13 protein-coding genes are annotated in these 18,316 nt (G+C 61.1%); 5 read left to right on the forward strand and 8 right to left on the reverse strand.

All coding sequences use genetic code 11. The features are described 5' to 3' along the window. Positions 1 to 55 precede the first annotated feature (55 nt). The 3 genes from QA644_RS13880 to QA644_RS13890 form a co-directional block, all read right to left on the reverse strand. Positions 56 to 3,253: an efflux RND transporter permease subunit gene (locus QA644_RS13880; RefSeq protein WP_283069018.1), complete on the reverse strand. Its 3,198-nt coding sequence runs from the start codon at positions 3,251 to 3,253 to the stop codon at positions 56 to 58. Positions 3,254 to 3,485: 232 nt separating this feature from the next. Beyond that, positions 3,486 to 4,673, reverse strand: coding sequence for an efflux RND transporter periplasmic adaptor subunit (locus QA644_RS13885; protein ID WP_283069020.1), 1,188 nt, complete (start codon positions 4,671 to 4,673; stop codon positions 3,486 to 3,488). 48 nt (positions 4,674 to 4,721) lie between these two features. Then, complete coding sequence (locus QA644_RS13890) at positions 4,722 to 5,546, reverse strand: alpha/beta hydrolase (RefSeq protein ID WP_074069330.1); 825 nt, start codon at positions 5,544 to 5,546, stop codon at positions 4,722 to 4,724. Between the two features lie 165 nt (positions 5,547 to 5,711). Between QA644_RS13890 and QA644_RS13895 the strand changes: the two genes are divergently transcribed. Further along, a complete protein-coding gene (locus tag QA644_RS13895; protein ID WP_194727827.1) occupies positions 5,712 to 6,623 on the forward strand; it encodes a LysR family transcriptional regulator in 912 nt (303 codons plus the stop codon). A gap of 256 nt (positions 6,624 to 6,879) precedes the next feature. On the opposite strand, the gene QA644_RS13900 is transcribed toward QA644_RS13895, so the two are convergent. Continuing rightward, positions 6,880 to 7,620, reverse strand: coding sequence for an SDR family oxidoreductase (locus QA644_RS13900; protein WP_283069024.1), 741 nt, complete (start codon positions 7,618 to 7,620; stop codon positions 6,880 to 6,882). 121 nt (positions 7,621 to 7,741) lie between these two features. Between QA644_RS13900 and QA644_RS13905 the strand changes: the two genes are divergently transcribed. Continuing rightward, positions 7,742 to 8,644, forward strand: a complete 903-nt coding sequence (locus tag QA644_RS13905) for a LysR family transcriptional regulator (protein ID WP_283069025.1) — start codon at positions 7,742 to 7,744, stop codon at positions 8,642 to 8,644. 51 nt (positions 8,645 to 8,695) lie between these two features. Further along, on the forward strand, positions 8,696 to 9,283 hold the full coding sequence (locus QA644_RS13910; protein WP_283069027.1) for a DNA-3-methyladenine glycosylase: 588 nt from the start codon (positions 8,696 to 8,698) through the stop codon (positions 9,281 to 9,283). Here the strand turns inward: QA644_RS13910 and QA644_RS13915 are convergent, their stop codons facing one another. The 3 genes from QA644_RS13915 to QA644_RS13925 are packed head-to-tail and all read right to left on the reverse strand — an operon-like array spanning position 9,284 to position 12,522. Continuing rightward, on the reverse strand, positions 9,284 to 10,828 hold the full coding sequence (locus tag QA644_RS13915; protein ID WP_283069029.1) for a DHA2 family efflux MFS transporter permease subunit: 1,545 nt from the start codon (positions 10,826 to 10,828) through the stop codon (positions 9,284 to 9,286). It abuts the gene before it with no gap. Further along, positions 10,821 to 12,065 carry an HlyD family secretion protein gene (locus tag QA644_RS13920; RefSeq protein ID WP_283069031.1) on the reverse strand — a complete coding sequence of 415 codons (1,245 nt, stop codon included), beginning with the start codon at positions 12,063 to 12,065 and terminating at the stop codon, positions 10,821 to 10,823. Before QA644_RS13920 ends, QA644_RS13915 begins: the two co-directional genes overlap by 8 nt. Next, positions 12,058 to 12,522, reverse strand: a complete 465-nt coding sequence (locus tag QA644_RS13925) for a MarR family transcriptional regulator (RefSeq protein WP_283069032.1) — start codon at positions 12,520 to 12,522, stop codon at positions 12,058 to 12,060. The genes QA644_RS13920 and QA644_RS13925 overlap by 8 nt, the downstream gene beginning before the upstream one ends. Positions 12,523 to 12,930: 408 nt before the next feature. On the opposite strand from QA644_RS13925, the gene QA644_RS13930 reads away from it, so the two are divergent. Next, a complete protein-coding gene (locus QA644_RS13930) occupies positions 12,931 to 14,103 on the forward strand; it encodes an efflux RND transporter periplasmic adaptor subunit (protein WP_283069034.1) in 1,173 nt (390 codons plus the stop codon). Then, positions 14,100 to 17,273, forward strand: coding sequence for a multidrug efflux RND transporter permease subunit (locus QA644_RS13935; RefSeq protein WP_283069035.1), 3,174 nt, complete (start codon positions 14,100 to 14,102; stop codon positions 17,271 to 17,273). The genes QA644_RS13930 and QA644_RS13935 overlap by 4 nt, the downstream gene beginning before the upstream one ends. A 3-nt stretch (positions 17,274 to 17,276) precedes the next feature. On the opposite strand, the gene QA644_RS13940 is transcribed toward QA644_RS13935, so the two are convergent. Beyond that, on the reverse strand, positions 17,277 to 18,284 hold the full coding sequence (locus QA644_RS13940; RefSeq protein WP_283069036.1) for an acyltransferase: 1,008 nt from the start codon (positions 18,282 to 18,284) through the stop codon (positions 17,277 to 17,279). Between the last annotated feature and the right edge of the window lie 32 nt (positions 18,285 to 18,316).

Genomic DNA, 18,316 nt, shown 5'->3' on the forward strand with positions numbered 1-18,316 from the left:
CAAATAAAAAAGGCGGGACCGGATGTCCCGCCTCTTGATTTGATGATGTTTTCGCTTACTCCGCTGCGACCCGAATGGCGGCCTCTTCCGACGGCGGACGATTGTCGTTGTGCTGCACCAGCGGACGGTTGCCCGTCAGCTTGCGGAGCAGCACATAGAAGACCGGCGTCATGAAGATGCCGAAGAAAGTCACGCCGATCATGCCGGCAAAGACCGCGACACCCATGGCGGCGCGCATTTCCGCACCGGCACCGGTGGAGACGACCAGCGGCACGACACCCATGATGAAGGCCAAGGAGGTCATCAGGATCGGGCGAAGACGCAGACGGCTTGCCTCGATCGCCGCCTGGACCGGCGTACGGCCTTCGAACTCCAGTTCACGGGCGAATTCAACGATCAGGATCGCGTTCTTCGCCGAGAGACCGACAAGGACCACGAGGCCAATCTGCGTGAAGATGTTGTTATCTCCGCCCGTCAGCCAGACGCCGGTCAAGGCGGCCAGCACGCCCATTGGCACGATCATGATGATCGCAAGCGGCAGGGTCAGGCTTTCATACTGGGCAGCTAGCACGAGGAAGACGAGCAGCAGCGCCAGCGGGAAGATGATCACGCCGGAATTGCCTGCCAGGATCTGCTGGTAGGTCAGATCCGTCCACTCGAAGCTGATGCCCTTCGGCAGCGTCTCGTTGGCGATTTTTTCGATCGCGGCCTGCGCTTGGCCGGAGGAGAAGCCCGGAGCAGGACCGCCGTTGATATCGGCGGAGAGGAAACCGTTATAACGGTTGGTCCGCTCCGGCCCGGTCGTCGCGCTGACCTTCAGCAACGCCGACAGCGGGATCATCTGGCCCGATGCCGAACGAACCTTCAACTGGCCGATGTCGTCCGCCTGGGCGCGGAACTTCGCATCGGCCTGCACCCGGACGCTGTAGGTGCGGCCGAAAGCATTGAAGTCGTTGACATAGAGCGAACCCAGATAGATCTGCAGCGTTTCGAAGACATCGGTCACCGAGACACCGAGCTGTTCGGCCTTCGCGCGATCGAGGTCAGCAAAGAGCTGCGGAACGTTGATCTGGTAAGCAGAGAAGATGCCGGTCAGCTCAGGCGCCTGGTAGGCCTTGGCGATCATTGCCTTGTTGGCCTCGTCGAGCGCCTGGTAGCCGAGACCGGCGCGGTCTTCGAGCTGCATCTTGAAGCCGCCCGTCGTGCCGAGGCCATTGACCGGCGGCGGCGGGAACATGGCGATGAAGGCATCCTGGATCGCCCCGAACTTCTGGTTCAAGGACATGGCAATCGCACCGCCGGAAAGCGCCGGCGACTTGCGCTCCTCAAAATCTTTCAGCGTCACAAAGACGATGCCGGCATTTGAAGAGTTGGTGAAGCCGTTGATCGACAGGCCGGGAAAGGCGATTGCGTGGGCAACGCCGGGCTCGGCCATGGCGATATCGCTCATCCGCTTGATGACGTCTTCGGTCCGGTCAAGGCTTGCGGCATCCGGCAGCTGGGCAAAACCGATCAGATACTGCTTGTCCTGTGCCGGCACGAAACCGCCCGGAACAGCATTGAAGAGGCCATAGATCGCACCAGCCAGCGCCAGGTAGATGACCATGACGATGCTCTTGCGCGACAGCAGGCCCCCAACACCCTTGCCGTAGGCTTTCGAACCTGCACCAAAAACGCGGTTGAAGCCGCGGAAGAACCAGCCGAAGATGAAGTCCATGCCGCGCGTCAGCCAGTCACGCTTGGCGTGGTGGCCCTGCAGCAGGAGGGCTGCCAGCGCCGGAGACAGGGTCAGCGAGTTGAAGGCCGAGATAACCGTCGAGATCGCGATCGTCAGCGCGAACTGGCGATAGAACTGCCCTGACAGGCCGCTGATGAAGGCGAGCGGCACGAAGACGGCGACGAGCACCAGTGCGATCGCGATGATCGGGCCGGAAACTTCCTTCATGGCCTTGTAGGTCGCATCGCGCGGGCTGAGCCCATTCTCGATGTTGCGCTCGACGTTTTCGACGACGACGATCGCATCATCCACGACGATACCGATCGCCAGCACCAGGCCGAAGAGGCTGAGTGCGTTGATCGAAAAGCCGAAGACGTACATCACCGCGAAAGTACCTATGATCGATATCGGAACGGCGATTAGCGGGATGATCGAGGCACGCCACGTCTGCAGGAACAGGATCACGACGAGAACGACAAGAGCGATGGCTTCGAGCAGCGTATCGACGACCTTCTCGATCGACGAACGGACGAATTTCGTCGTGTCATAGACGATCTCGTAGCTGACCCCGTCCGGCATTGCGATCTTCAGCTCCTCCATCGTCTTCTGGACTTCGTCCGAGATGGTGATGGCGTTGGAGCCCGGAGACTGGAAGACCGGGATGGCGACCGCCGGCTTGCCGTCGAGGATCGAGCGCAGCGAATAGTCGGCAGCGCCGAGTTCGATGCGTGCAACGTCGCGAAGGCGGGTGATTTCACCGTTGGCCCCCGACTTGACGATGATGTTGCCGAACTGCTCCGGCGTCTGCAAGCGCCCTTGAGCGTTGACGTTCAGCTGCAGCTCAGTGCCTGGCAGGCTCGGCGAAGCGCCGATCGTGCCGGCAGCGGCCTGAACGTTCTGCTCGCGGATGGCATTGGTGATATCGCTGGCAGCGAGATTATGCTCGGCGGCCTTTTGCGGATCGATCCAGACGCGCATCGAATAGTCGCCCGAACCGAAGACCTGCACCTGGCCCACGCCATCGATGCGCGCCAGGCGATCCTTGATGTTCAGGACGCCGTAATTGCGCAGATAGGTGATGTCGTAGCGGTTGTCCGGCGAGATCAGGTTGACGACCATCATCAGGTCGGGAGAGCTCTTGACGGTGGTGATGCCGATGCTCTTCACCTCATCCGGCAGGCGAGGTTCGGCCTGCGAAACACGGTTCTGAACCAGCTGCTGCGCCTTATCGGGGTCGGTGCCAAGCTTGAAGGTTACCGTCAGCGTCATGACGCCATCGGAAGTCGCCTGGCTGGACATGTAGAGCATGTCCTCAACGCCGTTGATCTGCTCTTCGAGCGGTGTCGCAACCGTCTGCGCGATGACGTCCGGATTGGCGCCCGGATAAGTGGCACGCACGACGATCGACGGCGGCACGACCTCCGGATATTCGGAAATCGGCAGTGCCCTGAGGCCGATCAGACCGGCTACGAGGATGAGGACCGAAAGCACGCCGGCAAATACCGGGCGGTCCACAAAGAATCTGGAGATGTTCATTTCAAAGCCCTCTCCGGGATGAACTTGGATGCAAACCCCTGTCAGGCGGTTGGGGTGCCGCCGGCGGGTCAAATCATTTCGTTGGTTGGCCCGAAGGGCCGGGCGACGGGGAGGCTCGGCAGGTGTCGTCTTCGCTTTTGGCTCAGACGTTCGCCCCTTCGTCGCTCACCCCCTCATCCGTCCTGCGGACGTCTTCTCCCCGCCGGGGAGAAGGGGAATTGCTCTGGCGGCCCTACTTGGCCGCCACTTTCTCTTCCATCTGCGGCTCGACCACCGCACCCGGACGGATGCGCTGCAAGCCATTGACGACGATCTTCTCGCCCGGCTTCAGACCGCTTTCGACGACGCGGAGGCCTTCACTTACCCTACCGAGCTCGACCGGCCGATAGCTGACCTTGTTCTCGCCGTCGACGACGAAGACGAACTTCTTGTCCTGGTCGGTGCCAATCGCACGCTCGCTGACGAGAATCTTATTCTCGGCTTTCGGCTGGCCCATTCGGACGCGAACGAACTGGCCGGGGATCAGCTTGCCGCCCGGATTGTCGAACACGGCGCGGACTCCGATCGTGCCGCTTGCAGCATCGACCTGGTTGTCGACGAGCTGGAGCTTGCCCTTGATCGGCGTGCCTTCATCAGCAAGCGTGCCGACCTCGACCGGGATCTGTTCGAGGGCCCGGACTGCACTGTCATTGGCCGGAAGCTGCGACAGCGCCTTCGTCACCATCTCTTCGCTGGCGTTGAAGCTCGCATAGATCGGATCGATCGAGACGAGCGTCGTGAGCGCTGGGGAAGCCGAACCCGCAGCAACAAGGTTGCCGGCGGTGATCTCCAGCTTGCCTACTCGGCCAGAAACCGGAGCCCGGACCTCGGTGTAACCGAGATCGAGCTGAGCCGACTGCAGCGCCGCCTGCGCGGTACGGAGCCCTGCCTGCGCCTCGGTAAAGGCGCTCTGGCGCTGGTCCATATCGCTCTGCGAGATCGTGCGGCTATCCGAAAGCCGGCGGCCACGCTCAAGCTCGATCTGCGCCAAGCTGACCTTGGCCTCGGCGGAGGCAACCTGCCCTTCGGCTTGAGAAACCGCCGCTTGGTAAGGGGCCGGATCGATTGTGAAGAGCAGGTCGCCGGCCTTCACCAGTGCACCTTCGCGGAAGTGGACCGACTGGATGGCGCCTGCAACGCGGGAGCGTAGCTGAACTCGGTCGACCGCTTCGAGACGGCCCGAGAACTCTTCCCAGGTGGTCACATCACGGCTTGCGACGACGGAAACCGTCACCGGCACAGCGGGAGCTTGTGCAGGAGCGGAAGCGGCCGTAGCAGCCGTGCCCATCGGCAATTCAAACAAGATGGCGGCTGCTGAAACAGACGCAACAAGCCCTATGCCAGCGCCCACCAGGGCCCAGCGCTTCTTTCTGGACGTCATTGGTACTCTCCTTACGGCCCTATACGGCCGACGATAATCAGTTCGTTTTCAATGCAATTGGTGTTGAACGCTTAACTCCTGAACGAAACTTCTGAACTCGCGGCTGACGTTCTCCTGCCAGTTCGAGGTGCCGTCCGTTTTCCCGCCGTAAATAGATGGCCAGCCTGCCCCGGCGGGGAGGATATGCTGGCGGACCTCGACGCCTGCCGCTTTGAGGCGGGCGGCATACCCGACGGTCTCGTCGCGCAGAGGGTCGTCCTCCGCCGTGAAAATCAGCGCCGGCGCAACGCCGGCAATGCGCGAACAGAGACAGGGCGCCGCATAGGGGTGACAGCCGCCGCCGCTGAGATAATGGCTCCATCCTTCCGTCCAGCGCTGGCGCATGCCGATGCCGTCAGCCTTGCGGATGGAGGAGGTGCCCATGAACGGATCGAGGAGCGGCGAAATCAGGATCTGGCCGTCGAGCGCATCGGCATAGTGATCGCGTGCCTTCAGCGCTACACCCGCCGCGATATTGCCGCCAGCCTCTTCGCCAGCGATCAGAAGCAGCGAGTTGCGATCGCCAATGCCGGAGGCGCGCTTGTTGGCAAGATAGGAAAAAAGGGAATAGCCGACTTCCAGCGGCTTCGGAAAGACGTTGCCGAGCGGCGCGTTGTAGTCAGGGATCGCAACAATCGCACCGGCTTTCGCCATGCTCTCAGCAACCGCACTTTCCTTGATGCCGGCCTGAACGCCCGATTCCAGGAAGGCGCCGCCGTGAAAGAACAGAACGATCGGCGCCCCCTTACCGAACTCGGCGCCTTGATAGACGCGCGCGGAAACGGGGCCGATGCCCACCTTCTCCAGCACCATGTCTTTCACCTGCACCGTCATCGGTCCGGCTTTCGCTCAATCAAAGATAACGCATGGTAAGCACCTACAGCTTGCCATTCTGATAAAAAAGATATTGTTATTCACATCGCGGAATAAGAAGCTGTATTATGATTACACTGTTCCGATTTTCGAATAATATCGCAGTGCAAACTGTGGAGATCTCCGATGGACCAGCTCTCGGCAATGCGCGCCTTCATACGCGTCGTTGAGACGGGCAACTTTACACGGGCGGCCGACACGCTCGCAATGCCCAAAGCGACAATCACCAATCTCATCCAGGGCTTGGAAGCGCATCTGCGCACCAAGCTGCTCAACCGTACGACGCGGCGCGTCATGGTGACGACGGACGGCGCACTATATTACGAACGCGCCTCGCAGATCGTTTCCGAACTCGAAGAGCTCGACGGCAGTCTTTCCAACTCCCAAAGTCTTCCAAGCGGCCGCTTACGCGTTGAAATGGCAGGCGCTTTTGCCGACACCATCGTCGTGCCCGCACTCTGCGATTTCTACCTGAAATATCCCGATATCCGCATTGATCTCGGTGTCAGCGACCGCACCGTGGACTACCTTGCAGAAAACGTCGACTGCGCCCTTCGCGCCGGCACCCTCGCCGATCAATCGTTGATCGCAAGACGTGTATCCGAAATCGAAATGGTCACCTGCGCATCGCCCCGCTACATCGAGAAATTCGGCATGCCCGCGCACCCGCAAGAACTCGAAAGCAGCCATTACGGCATCAGCTATTTCCGCGCACAGACCGGCCGCACGATCCCGTTCGAATTCAAGAATGGCAACGAAGCGATCGAGATAAACCCGAGATATATCGTCTCGGTGAATGACGGCAGAACCTTCATGAGCGCCCTCACCACCGGCCTCGGCGTCGGCCAGACGCTCCGCTTCATGGCGCGCAGCGCCCTCGCAAGAGGCGAACTCGTCCAGGTTCTGCCGGAATGGAAGCGCGATCCGCTGCCGCTCTACGTCGTCTACCCGCCGAACCGGCACCTGAGCAACAAGGTACGCGTTTTTGTGGACTGGATGGTAAAGCTGCTTGCCGACGCCAAGCTCAACGACGCTTGAAAACGGAAGCGGCCCGGAAGTCAGAAAAACCTTCGACGGGCCGCGATCGGATCAACTTCGAATATCGAGCCCGCCGCATCACCAGGGAAAATGATGCGGCGGACTTTTGGAGGCTTGGCGCCGGAATGGGGATTTCCGTTCGCTCCTTGCCAAGGAATATAACTGCATCCGGACCGAATGTAAGGCGCAATTTCGCGCATCACCGTTCAGAAAAACGGAATAACGCCGCCACCGAGCCGCGAACAATGTCATGGAATTAGACCATGCCGCCATTGGCGCGCAGGACCTGTCCGTTTATCCAGGAGCCATCCGGACCAGCGAGGAAGGAAACGGCAGCGGCGATGTCTTCCGGTCTACCGAGGCGTTCGAGCGGGTTCATCTTCGCCATGCGGGCGACGAGTTCGTCTGATTTGCCATTGAGGAAGAGATCGGTAGCGGTCGGGCCGGGAGCGACCGCGTTGACCGTGATGTTCCGGCCGCGCATTTCCTTCGACATGATCGCTGTCAACATTTCCACCGCCGCCTTGGTGGCGGCATAGACGCCGTAGGTTTCGAGCTTCACGCCGACGACACTGGTCGAGAGGTTGATGATCCGGCCGCCGTTGCGCAGCCGCTTACCGGCTTCCCGAAGTGTGTTGAACGTGCCCTTCAGGTTGACGCTGACCTGGCGGTCGAAGCTGGCATCGTCGGCATCGGCGATCGAAGACAGCATCATGATGCCGGCATTGTTGACGAGAACGTCGATACCGCCGAAGGCTGCTTGCGCAGCATCGAACATCCGGCGCACCGCTTCGGGATCGCTGACATCGGCCTTCGCCGTCAGCGCCCTGCCGCCGGCCTGCTCGATTTTCTGGGCCAGTTCTTCGGCGGGAGCGGCGTTGCCGGAATAGTTGATAACGACGGTAAAGCCATCCTTGGCAAGACGTTCGGCAATGGCGGCACCGATGCTGCGGGATGCACCCGTGACAAGCGCGACCCTGTTGTCATTGCTAGCCATTTCCTTCTCCTTCAGTTGCTTGCGCCGCAGCGCGTTTTGATGAGGAGAAGATGATACTTTCCATAGTGCGGATAATCATGCATTCTTCGGCATCACTATCCGACAAATGCGAACAAATACCATGGACCGATTTGATGCCATGCGGGTCTTTTGCCGCGTCGTGGAACGCCGCAGCTTCACGCTCGCAGCCGAGGATACGGGCCTGCCTCGCTCGACAGTGACCGATGCCGTCAAGCAGTTGGAAGCGCGCCTCGGCGTGCAACTGCTCCAGCGCACAACCCGCCATGTCAGCCCGACGCTCGACGGCGAGGCCTATTACCAGCGCTGCCTTTCGATCCTCGCCGACATCGAGGAGGCCGAAGGCGCCTTTGTCGGCGCCAAACCGAAGGGCATGTTGCGGGTCGATGTGCACGGTACGCTTGCCAGGCATTTCGTGCTGCCGAGCCTGCCATCCTTCCTGGAGACGTATCCGGATATCGAATTTTACATGAGTGAAGGCGATCGTCTGGTCGATCTCGTCCGTGAAGGCATCGATTGCGTGTTGCGAGTCGGCGTGCCGCAGGATAGCGACATGATCGCCCGCCGCGTGGCCTCGCTGGAAGAGATCACCCTCGCCTCACCCGCCTATCTCGAACTCCATGGCATACCGGAACATCCGGACAAGCTCGACGGCCACCGCATGGTCGGGTTCCGGTCCAGCGCGACGGGCGGGCTGCTGCCGCTCGAATTCATCATCGACGGGCAGGTCTGCAACATGTCGATCCCAGCCATCGTCTCGGTCAATGCAGCCGAGAGCCTCCATGCGGCAGCACGCTGCGGACTGGGCATCATCCAAGTGCCGCGCTACCATGCCGAACGCTACATCGCCTCCGGCGAGCTGGTTCAGATCCTGAAAGGCTTCCCGCCGACCGAGACGCCGGTCTCGCTCCTTTATCCGCGCAATCGTCAGCTTTCGCCGCGCGTCCGCGTCTTCATAGACTGGCTGGTGAAGCTCTTTGGGCAGCAGCGGGCAAGTTTCGGGTAGTCGCATTTGATGCGCGATGATATCGGCCGGAATCAAACGACAGGAACTTGAATGACGAACACAAGTGCCATTGGAAACGCTCCGTTGACCGGTAGTGAGCTTCGAGGCTTCTTCGAGCGCGATGCGATCGCCGTCGCGCGCGATCTCATCGGCTGCCACCTGCTCGTCAACGGTGCGGGCGGGCGCATCACCGAGACGGAGGCCTATTTCCCGCACGACGAGGCCTCGCACAGTTTCCGCGGACCGACCAGGCGCAACGGCGCGATGTTCGGCCCGCCGGGCAACGTCTATATCTACCGCATCTACGGCATGTACTGGTGCCTGAACTTCGTCTGCACGCCGGGCTCGGCCGTCCTCATCCGCGCGCTGGAGCCGCAAAACGGTATCGCTGGAATGATCGAGCGCCGCGGCACCGATGTGCTCACCCGGCTCTGCAGCGGTCCCGGCAAGCTCTGCCAGGCGCTCGATATCGATATCGCGATCAACGACCGCCTGCTCGAGCGCCCGCCATTTGCGATCTTTCCCTCGGCGCCGGTTCCGATCGCCTCGGGCACGCGGATCGGCATAACGAAGAATGCCGAAGTTCCATGGCGCTTCGGCATTCAGGGCTCGCGATATCTGAGCAAGCCGTTCCGCTGATCAATCCATGACGGCGCTGTGATCCGTTGATGCCGGCGCCGCCTTGGGTTTGCGCAAGATGAGCGCCAGCGGCATCACCGCAAGCGACATCAGCATCAGGAGCTTGAAGTCGTCCATGTAAGCGATGATCGTCGATTGCAGCGTGATGAGCTCGTTGAGCGAAGCCCGGCCTGCCGCGGTGAGCGGGCTGAGCGACTGCGTGGCGGCGGCATCAAAGGCCCGGTTGAACGGCGTGACATAGGCCGCGATCGAAGCGTGATTGCTCTGCGTATTCTCGACGATCAGTGCCGAGACGATCGAAATGCCGACGCTCGAGCCGATGTTGCGGGAAAGATTGTAGAGGCCCGTGCCGTCGGCGCGCATATGCGCCGGCAGCGTCGAGAAGGCGATCGTCGTCAGCGGCACGAACAGGAAGCCGAGACCGGCACCCTGGATGAAACCGACCGAGACGATCGTCCACTGCGAGACGTCCGGCGTCCAACCCGTCATGTCGTACATTGCCCAGGCCGTAAGGCCGAGGCCGAACACGAGGAGCCAGCGGGTATCGACCTTGCCGATCAATCGCCCGACGATGAACATGCAAAGCATGGTGCCGATGCCACGTGGCCCCATGACGATGCCGGCCGTGATGACCGGATAGCCCATCAGCGTCTGCAGATAAGGCGTCATCAGCGCCAGCGAGGCGAGATAGGTGACGCCGACCACGAAGATGAACACCATGCTGATCGCGAAATTCTGGTCGAGAAACAATCGTGGATTAACGAAGGACTTTTCGGCTGTCAGCGTATGAACCAGCAGCAGATAGAAGGCTGCCGCGCAGACGATCGCTTCGACCATGATCTCGCCGGACGAGAACCAGTCGAGCTGCTCACCGCGGTCTAAAAACAGCTGCAGCGCGGCGATGAAGAGGCTCATCATGCCGAACCCGAACCAGTCGAGCTTTGCGAGCGCATCGCGCTTCGTTTCGCTGACGAAGATGACGATGCCCGCAAAGGCGAGCGCACCGATCGGCACGTTGATATAGAACACCCAGCGCCAGCTGATGTTGTCGGTCAGCCAGCCGCCGATGACCGGCCCCAGGACCGGCCCGACCATGACCGAGACGCCGAATAAGGCCATGGCCGAGCCGCGCTCCTCGACCGTATAGATGTCGAGGAGGATGCCCTGGGAGAGCGGTACGAGAGCAGCCCCGAAGAGGCCCTGGAGAAGGCGGAAGGCGACGATCTGCGGCAATGATTGCGCTACGCCGCAAAGCACCGATGCCACGACGAAGCCGGCAATTGCCGTCAGGAGCACGTTCTTGCGGCCGAACTTGGCGGCGAGGAAGCCCGACGGCGGCGTCATGATGGCGGCCGCGACGATATAGGACGTCAGGACCCAGTTGATCTGGTCGGCGGAGGCCGAAACGCTGCCCTGGATATAGGGCAGCGCGACGTTGGCGATGGTGGTGTCGAGCGCCTGCATGATGACGGCGAGAATGACGCAGGCCGTGATCGCACCGCGATTGGCAACCGGGCCGGGGGGAGATGCTGCAGCGTTACTCATGGCCCTTGCCGGCTTCGCGGCCCAACAGCCTGTTGACGAAATCCGGCAGGCCGCGGGCATGGCCGGTATCGACATCGACGATCGTGCTCATGCCGACGCGAAGCGGCGGCTTGCCGTCGGCATCGTCGATGCTGACATGGATCGGAATACGCTGCACGACCTTCACCCAGTTGCCAGTGGTGTTTTGCGCCGGAAGCAGCGAGAAGCTGGAGCCGGATGCCGGACTGATGCTTTCGACCTTGCCCTTCCATTCGACGCCCGGATAGGTGTCGACAAAGATGCTCGCCTCTTGGCCCGGCTTCACGTAGGTAAGCTCGGTTTCCTTCGGGCTTGCAGCGATCCAAAGCCGATTGGTCGCAACCAGCGAGAAGGCCTGTTGCGAGGCCTGCAGGTAGGAGCCGACCTGCAGCGCGTTGACATTGGTTACGACGCCATCGAACGGCGCCTTGACGACGCTATGGTCGAGCTCGCGCTGGGCATTGTCGACATTTGATTTTGCCTGCAGGTAGAGCGGGTTCTGCTCGACCGGCTGGCTGGCATCGTCGCCGAGCTCTGCAAGCGTGGTCGCAGCCTGCGCCCTGGCGACAGCAACCTTCTGAAGCGCAGCATCGAGATCGTGCTTGGCTTCATCATAGGCGGCACGTGTTACGGCCGAACTGTTGACGAGGCTCTGCTGACGATCGAACTGCGCCTGGAAATACGGGATGTCGGCCTGCGCCTGCGTGATTTCCGCAAGCGACTGCCGATAGCTGGCCTTCAGGTTTTCGATCTGGTTGCGCTGGACGCCGAGCTGGGCCTTGGCGCCGTCGAGCGCGATCCTGAAGCTGTCGGATTTCAGGCTAAAGAGCACCTGCCCTGCCTTGACCGTTTCGTTCTCGTGAACGTTGATCTGGTCGACGATGCCGGAAACATCCGTCGTCAGGCCGACCATATCCGCCTGGATATAGGCATTGTCGGTCGACATGACCTGCCCGCCATTCACGTAGAAATAGCCGCCGGCAACAAGGGCAATAGGCAGCAGCGCAAACAGCACGGGGCGGGTGAGGCTGCGCCGACGGCGGACGCTGATGCCGTCGGACGCAGCCACTGCGGCGGCCGGCGCTGAATTGGATGAAGGCGCTTCGGCTACCGTTTCCTGGGTTTCGGAGACTTCCTTGTCTTCGATCGGATTCTTGTCTTCGGTCGGATTCTTGGCGTTGGCGTCGTCAACGACGCGGAGGGAGGATTTTTCAACCATGGTTCTGCTCATTCCCGGCGGCCGGTGTGCGGCACGCCTGCACTAGATTTGTTTTCATCAGCGATAGGATTTGAAAGAGCTGTTCGCGCTGCTCGGCGCAGACGCCGTCGAGGGCTTCGCCGCGCGTGGCTTCTCCGATCACCCGCATTTGCGCAAGCAGCGGCAAGGCCTCGTCACGCATGTAAAGAAGCCAGACGCGCCGGTCCGCCGGATGCTGCCGCCGTTCGACAAGTCCGCGTTCGGCAAGCTTGTCGAGAATTCGCACCAGCGTGATCGGCTCGACTTCGAGGATCTCGGCGAGCCCACCCTGGTGAATACCCTCGTTGTTCGCGAGATAGGCAAGCGTTTGCCATTGCGAGCGGGTCAGCCCGAGGCATTTAGCGCGCTGCTCGAACCGCTTGCGAAGCAGACGGGCGACGTCGTGTAGGACAAAACCGAGGGTCGGATGGGCGCTCATGAAAGATATGCTAGCTATTTATAAGTGTGCTTATAATGTTGATAGATATAGTGAGCATGTGCAACGCACAAGATCATCGGCCGCAGATTCCGCAGTTGCGGCCAAAATGCCGCAGGGCACGTGTGGCAAGAGCTGATCGTCGACCCCCCTGATCCCGGTCAGATTCTCGAACTACCGGCGATTGGCGTTTGCAATTTCTGCCTACTGACGTTTATAGTCCGATTTCATAGAGTTACCGGAGCAGACCTTCGGCCTTTTTTTGCAAGCTGGCCTCCCTGCCGATCGGCCGGTGCGTGACAAGAGCAACAAGACGAAGGCCGGAAAGCCGGGTTCGACACAGCAGAAATGAATCGCATCGTTACCGCATAAGTTTGGCGGCATACCGGCCGCCCAGAATGGGGGATCGCTATGCCTTACTCTCTTCGTGAAGCCCTTGCTCTCACTTACCTTATCCTTTTTCCCGCGACCGTCATTGCCCAGGACGCTCCGCCTGCTCCGCCCGTCACGGTTGCAAAACCCGTCGTTCGCGATGTCGTGGACAGCGACGAGTTCATCGGCCGCTTCGCGGCGGTCGACGAGGTCTCCGTGCGATCGCGCGTCGGCGGCTACCTGCAGGAAGTACATTTCACCGATGGCGCGATGGTCAAGAAAGGTGACTTGCTCTTCGTCATCGATCAGCGCCCCTTTGTCACTGCGTTCAATGAAGCAACCGCTGCGCTTGAAGTCGCGAAATCGACACTGATCTACGCTGAAGCGCAGTTCAAACGCGCAGAATCACTCGCCACCAGCGGCAGCCAGTCGGTTTCGACGCTCGATGACCGGCGCCGCGAATGGGTTTCCGCTCAGGCCAATGTCCGCGGCGCCCAGGCCACGGCAGATCGGGCCACGCTCGATCTCGAATATACGAAGATTACCGCCCCGATCAGCGGCCGCATCGACCGGCGGCTGATCTCCGCCGGCAACCTCGTCCAGGCCGACCAGTCGGTGCTGACGACGATCGTTTCGCTCGATCCGATCGACTTGTATTTCGACGTCGACGAGCGCCGGCTGCTGAACTTCGCGCAGACGGCGCGTGCGCGCGGCAGCGACCTTCAGCAGGGCGGCGGCGGTCTTGAGGTGCAGGTCCGCATCACGGATGCCAACGAGAAGCCGTTCACAGGCAAGCTCGATTTCGCCGAGAACCGGGTCGACAGCCAGACCGGCACGATGCGGGTCCGCGCTCGCTTCGACAATCCGAATTTCGTGCTTCAGCCTGGTCTTTTCGGCCGCGTGCAGGTGGAGGCGTCCAACGTTTATAGGGCTATTCTCGTGCCGGACGAGGCAATCGGCTCCGACCAGAACCAGCGGGTCGTCTATGTCGTCGGCAACGATGGCACGGTTTCGACCAAGCCCGTGCGGCCCGGCCCGCGGCTTTACGGCTACCGCGTCATCCGCGAAGGCATGGAAGGCAATGAGACGATCGTCGTCAACGGCCTGATGCGCGCTCGCCCGGGAGCCAAGATCACGCCGCAGACGACTGAACTGCCGCAGAGCCGCGAGGATATCCCGCCGGAAGCTGCAAGCATGGAGCTTGCCCAATGAGGTTTGCGCACTTCTTCGTGGACCGACCGATATTCGCGTCCGTCCTCTCCATAGTTCTGCTCATTCTCGGCGGCCTCGCCTATTTCCAGTTGCCGGTGGCGCAGTTTCCCGAAATAGCACCGCCCACCATCGTCGTGCGCACCAACTATCCCGGCGCCGACGCCCAGACCGTCGCCGACACGGTCGCAACGCCGCTCGAACAGGAAATCAACGGCGTCGAGAACATGCTCTACATGTCCTCCTATTCGACTGACGACGGGTCGATGTCGCTGACAATCACCTTCAAGCTCGGTACCGATCTGGATACGGCGCAGGTTCTCGTCCAAAACCGGGTAGCGATCGCCGAACCGCGCCTGCCCGATGAGGTTCGCCGCAACGGGGTCACCACCGCGAAGAGTTCACCCGACCTGATGATGGTCGTGCATATCCTGTCTCCGAACAGCCGCTACGATCAGCTTTACGTTTCAAACTACGCCCGCAGCCGCATCCGCGATGTGCTGGTACGTCTCGACGGCGTCGGAGACCTCACCATCTTCGGCGAGCGCGAATATGCCCTTCGCATCTGGCTCGATCCGCAAAGGCTGGCCTCTTATAGCATGACCCCGAACGATGTGGTGGCTGCCTTGCGCGAACAGAACGTGCAGGTTTCGGGTGGCTCGATCGGCGGGCCGCCGGCGGCGGGCATAAACGCATTCCAATACACCGTGACGACGCAGGGCAGGTTCTCCGATGCGCGGCAGTTCCGCTACGTCATTGTGAAAGCGACAGAGGACGGCCGCCTCGTACAGTTGCAGGACATTGCCCGCATCGAGCTCGGCGCCAAGCAATACGCCACCAACAGCTACCTCGACGGCAAGCCGGCGGTGGCGCTCGGCATCTTCTCGCGTCCGGGCACAAACGCGCTCGCTACCGCCGCCGAAATCAAGGCGAACATGGAACAGCTCGCCAAGGACTTTCCCCCAGGGCTGGCTTACAACATCGTCTACAATCCGACCGAGTTCATTTCCGAGTCGATATCAGAGGTCTACAAGACCATTTTCGAAGCGGCCGTGCTGGTCGCAATTGTGGTGCTGGTCTTTCTGCAATCCTGGCGCACGGCCATCATCCCCATCGTCGCGATCCCGGTGTCGCTGATCGGCACTTTCGCTTTCCTGCTCGCCTTCGGCTTCTCGCTCAACATGCTGACGCTCTTCGGGCTCGTGCTCGCTATCGGCATCGTGGTAGACGATGCGATCGTCGTCGTCGAGAACGTCGAGCGAAATCTGGCCAAGGGCATGACGCCGAGGGAAGCGGCGCATGTTACCATGGACGAGGTCGGAACGGCGGTCATCGCGATCTCCCTGGTACTCATCGCCGTGTTCGTCCCAACAACCTTCATCCCAGGCATTACCGGCCAGTTCTACCGGCAGTTTGCGGTGACGATCTCGGTCGCAACGGCAATCTCGGCGGTCAACTCGCTGACATTGTCGCCAGCCATCGCTGCGCTCGTGCTGCGGCCGCACGAAGAACATGCGAAGGAGACGCGAAATCCGTTCACGCGACTGGGCCGCGGCCTCGCCAACGGCTTCAATCGCGGCTTCGACCGAATGAGCCACGGCTACTCATGGATTGTTCGCCGCACCGTTGCGACAAGGACGGCCCTGTTCTGTGCGCTGCTGGTATTTGCGGGACTGCTGGCATCGACCTACTACATGGGCCGAATCGTCCCGAGTGGCTTCATCCCCAATATGGACCAGGGCTATGCAATCGTCGTCCTCCAATTGCCCGAGGGCGCCTCGCTCAACCGAACCGATGCCGTCGTGCAGCAGGCGGCGGAAGTCATCCGCAACACGCCTGGCGTCTCTCACGCGGTGGCCTTTGCAGGCTTCAGCGGCGCCACCTTCACCAACGCGTCCAATCAAGGCGTTGTCTTCGCACCCTTCGACACCTTCGAACACAGGCTTGAGCAGGGTCTGAGCGCCGGCCGGATCATCGGTCAGCTCTACCAAAACCTGCAGAGCATCCAGGAAGCCTTCATCATTGCCATCCCGCCGCCGTCGGTCAGGGGTATCGGCAATTCCGGCGGCTTCAAGATGCAGCTGATGGACCTCGAAAGCGGCGACATGCGGCGGGTTCTGGCCCTTGCCAACCAGATGATGGGTACCGCCAATCAGACGCCCGGGCTGACCGGCGTCTTCACGACCTTCTCCGTATCGAGCCCGCAATTCTTCCTCAATATCGATCGCGACAAGGCACGCATGCTGAACGTCCCGATCTCGAACATATTCGATACGCTCTCGATCAATCTGGGCACATCCTATGTCAACGACTTCAATGCTTTCGGCAGGGTCTATCAGGTGCGGGCGCAGGCCGACCAGGAATTCCGCCTCGAGCGGGACGACATCCTTGCCCTGAAGGTCCGGTCGGCGACGGGCGCGCTCGTGCCGTTGGGAACCCTCATCGAAGTCCAGGACAGGAGCGGTCCGGCGCTCGTCCAGCATTACAATATGTATGTCTCGGTACCGCTACAGGGCAATCCGGCGCCGGGTGTGTCGACCGGCACCGCCCTCGACAGCATGGAGAAGATCGCGGGTTCGCTACTGCCCTCGGGAACGACCTTCAACTGGACCGAACTCGCCTTTCAGGAGCGCGGCACCGGCAACACAGCGATCTTTATCTTCGCGCTTTCGGTGATTTTCGTCTTTCTGGCCCTGTCGGCGCAATATGAAAGCTGGGTGCTGCCGCTCGCGATCATCCTGATCGTGCCGTTGGCCATCCTTGCGGCCCTGCTTGGCGTCCATCTTCGCGGCATGGACAACAATATCCTGACGCAGATCGGCCTCATCGTGCTAATCGGCCTTGCGGCAAAGAACGCGATCCTGATCGTTGAATTCGCGAGGCAAGCGGAAGAGGACGGTAAGACGCCGGTGGAGGCGGCGATTGAAGCCAGCCATCTGCGCCTGCGCCCAATCCTGATGACGGCATTCGCCTTCATCTTCGGCGTCGTGCCGCTGATGATCGCGACGGGGCCAGGCGCGGAAATGCGCCAATCGCTCGGTACTGCCGTCTTCTCGGGAATGCTCGGCGTCACGATCTTCGGCTTGTTCCTGACGCCGGCCTTCTACGTCGTGCTGCGCGCGCGCCGCCGCAAAGTCGCGCCGAAAGGGCAACCGGTCGAAGAAACAGGTTGATCTTTACGAAGGGCGCTGCTCAAGCGGGCGGCGCTTGGGTGCTTCGTTGGACAGGAGCTTGCGCAGCGGCTTCTCGACCATCTCATAGGCCGCAATCCCGAGCAACGTTCCACCGCAAATGGCCGCAACGACGGCAAGGCCGCCCGGAATTCCGAGAATTCCTGCAGCCTTGATGGCGACCGATACCGCAAACGTATGCCACAGGTAGATGGAAAAGGACGCATCGCCGAGATAGGTGAGCAGCGGCACGCGGCCGATGCTGCCGTCGGCCTCCAGCGAGACCATGCCGAACACCAGCGCCATCGCCAGCGGTCCGCATATGAATTCGTCGAACCCGGCACCCATCAGGTGAATCGCCGCAAAACCGCAGAGTGCGGCGCCGACGCAGCCAAGCCCGAGACTATTTCCGGCGGTCCAGCGCCGCAACCACAGCTCGGCAATGAAGACGCCGCCGAGGAACTCCAGGATGATCGGCCGCGTATAGGTGGCGAGCATCGGCGAAGACGGCTTCCACATCAGGCCGACCACGACGAAGAAGCCGAACGCAACGGAGAGGAAAGGCAGCCGCCACTGGCGCGGCAAGAACAAGGCGCCGGCAAAAAGGACATAGAAGAACATCTCGAAATTGAGCGTCCAGCCCTGAACCAGGATCGGCCAAATCTCGCCGGTGCTCGGCGAGTGCACAGGAACAAAGACGAACGAGCCCAGGACGTGGCCTGCATCGAGCTGCAGGTTCGGAAACAATCCTGCCATCGCTCCGCCGATCATGATGACCGTCACCAGCCAGTATGAGGGTGCGATGCGGCGGATGCGGTCAACGAGGAAGCGATGCGGCGTCAGCGGCTTGCGGTCGCTAATCACCCACATGATGAAGCCGCTGATGACGAAGAAGACGTCGACGCCGGCAGCGCCGATCGTAAAGTGCCCGCCACTTCTTTCAGCCGCATGGAAAACGACGACGGCCAGTGCCGCAAAGGCACGCAAATATTGGATCCCGTAAAGGGTCTTCATGCATATCCCTCGTTGCGCCGCTTTTTGCGGCG

It is taken from the genome of Rhizobium sp. CC1099 (assembly GCF_029714385.1).
In the GTDB taxonomy this organism is placed as follows: Bacteria; Pseudomonadota; Alphaproteobacteria; order Rhizobiales; family Rhizobiaceae; genus Rhizobium.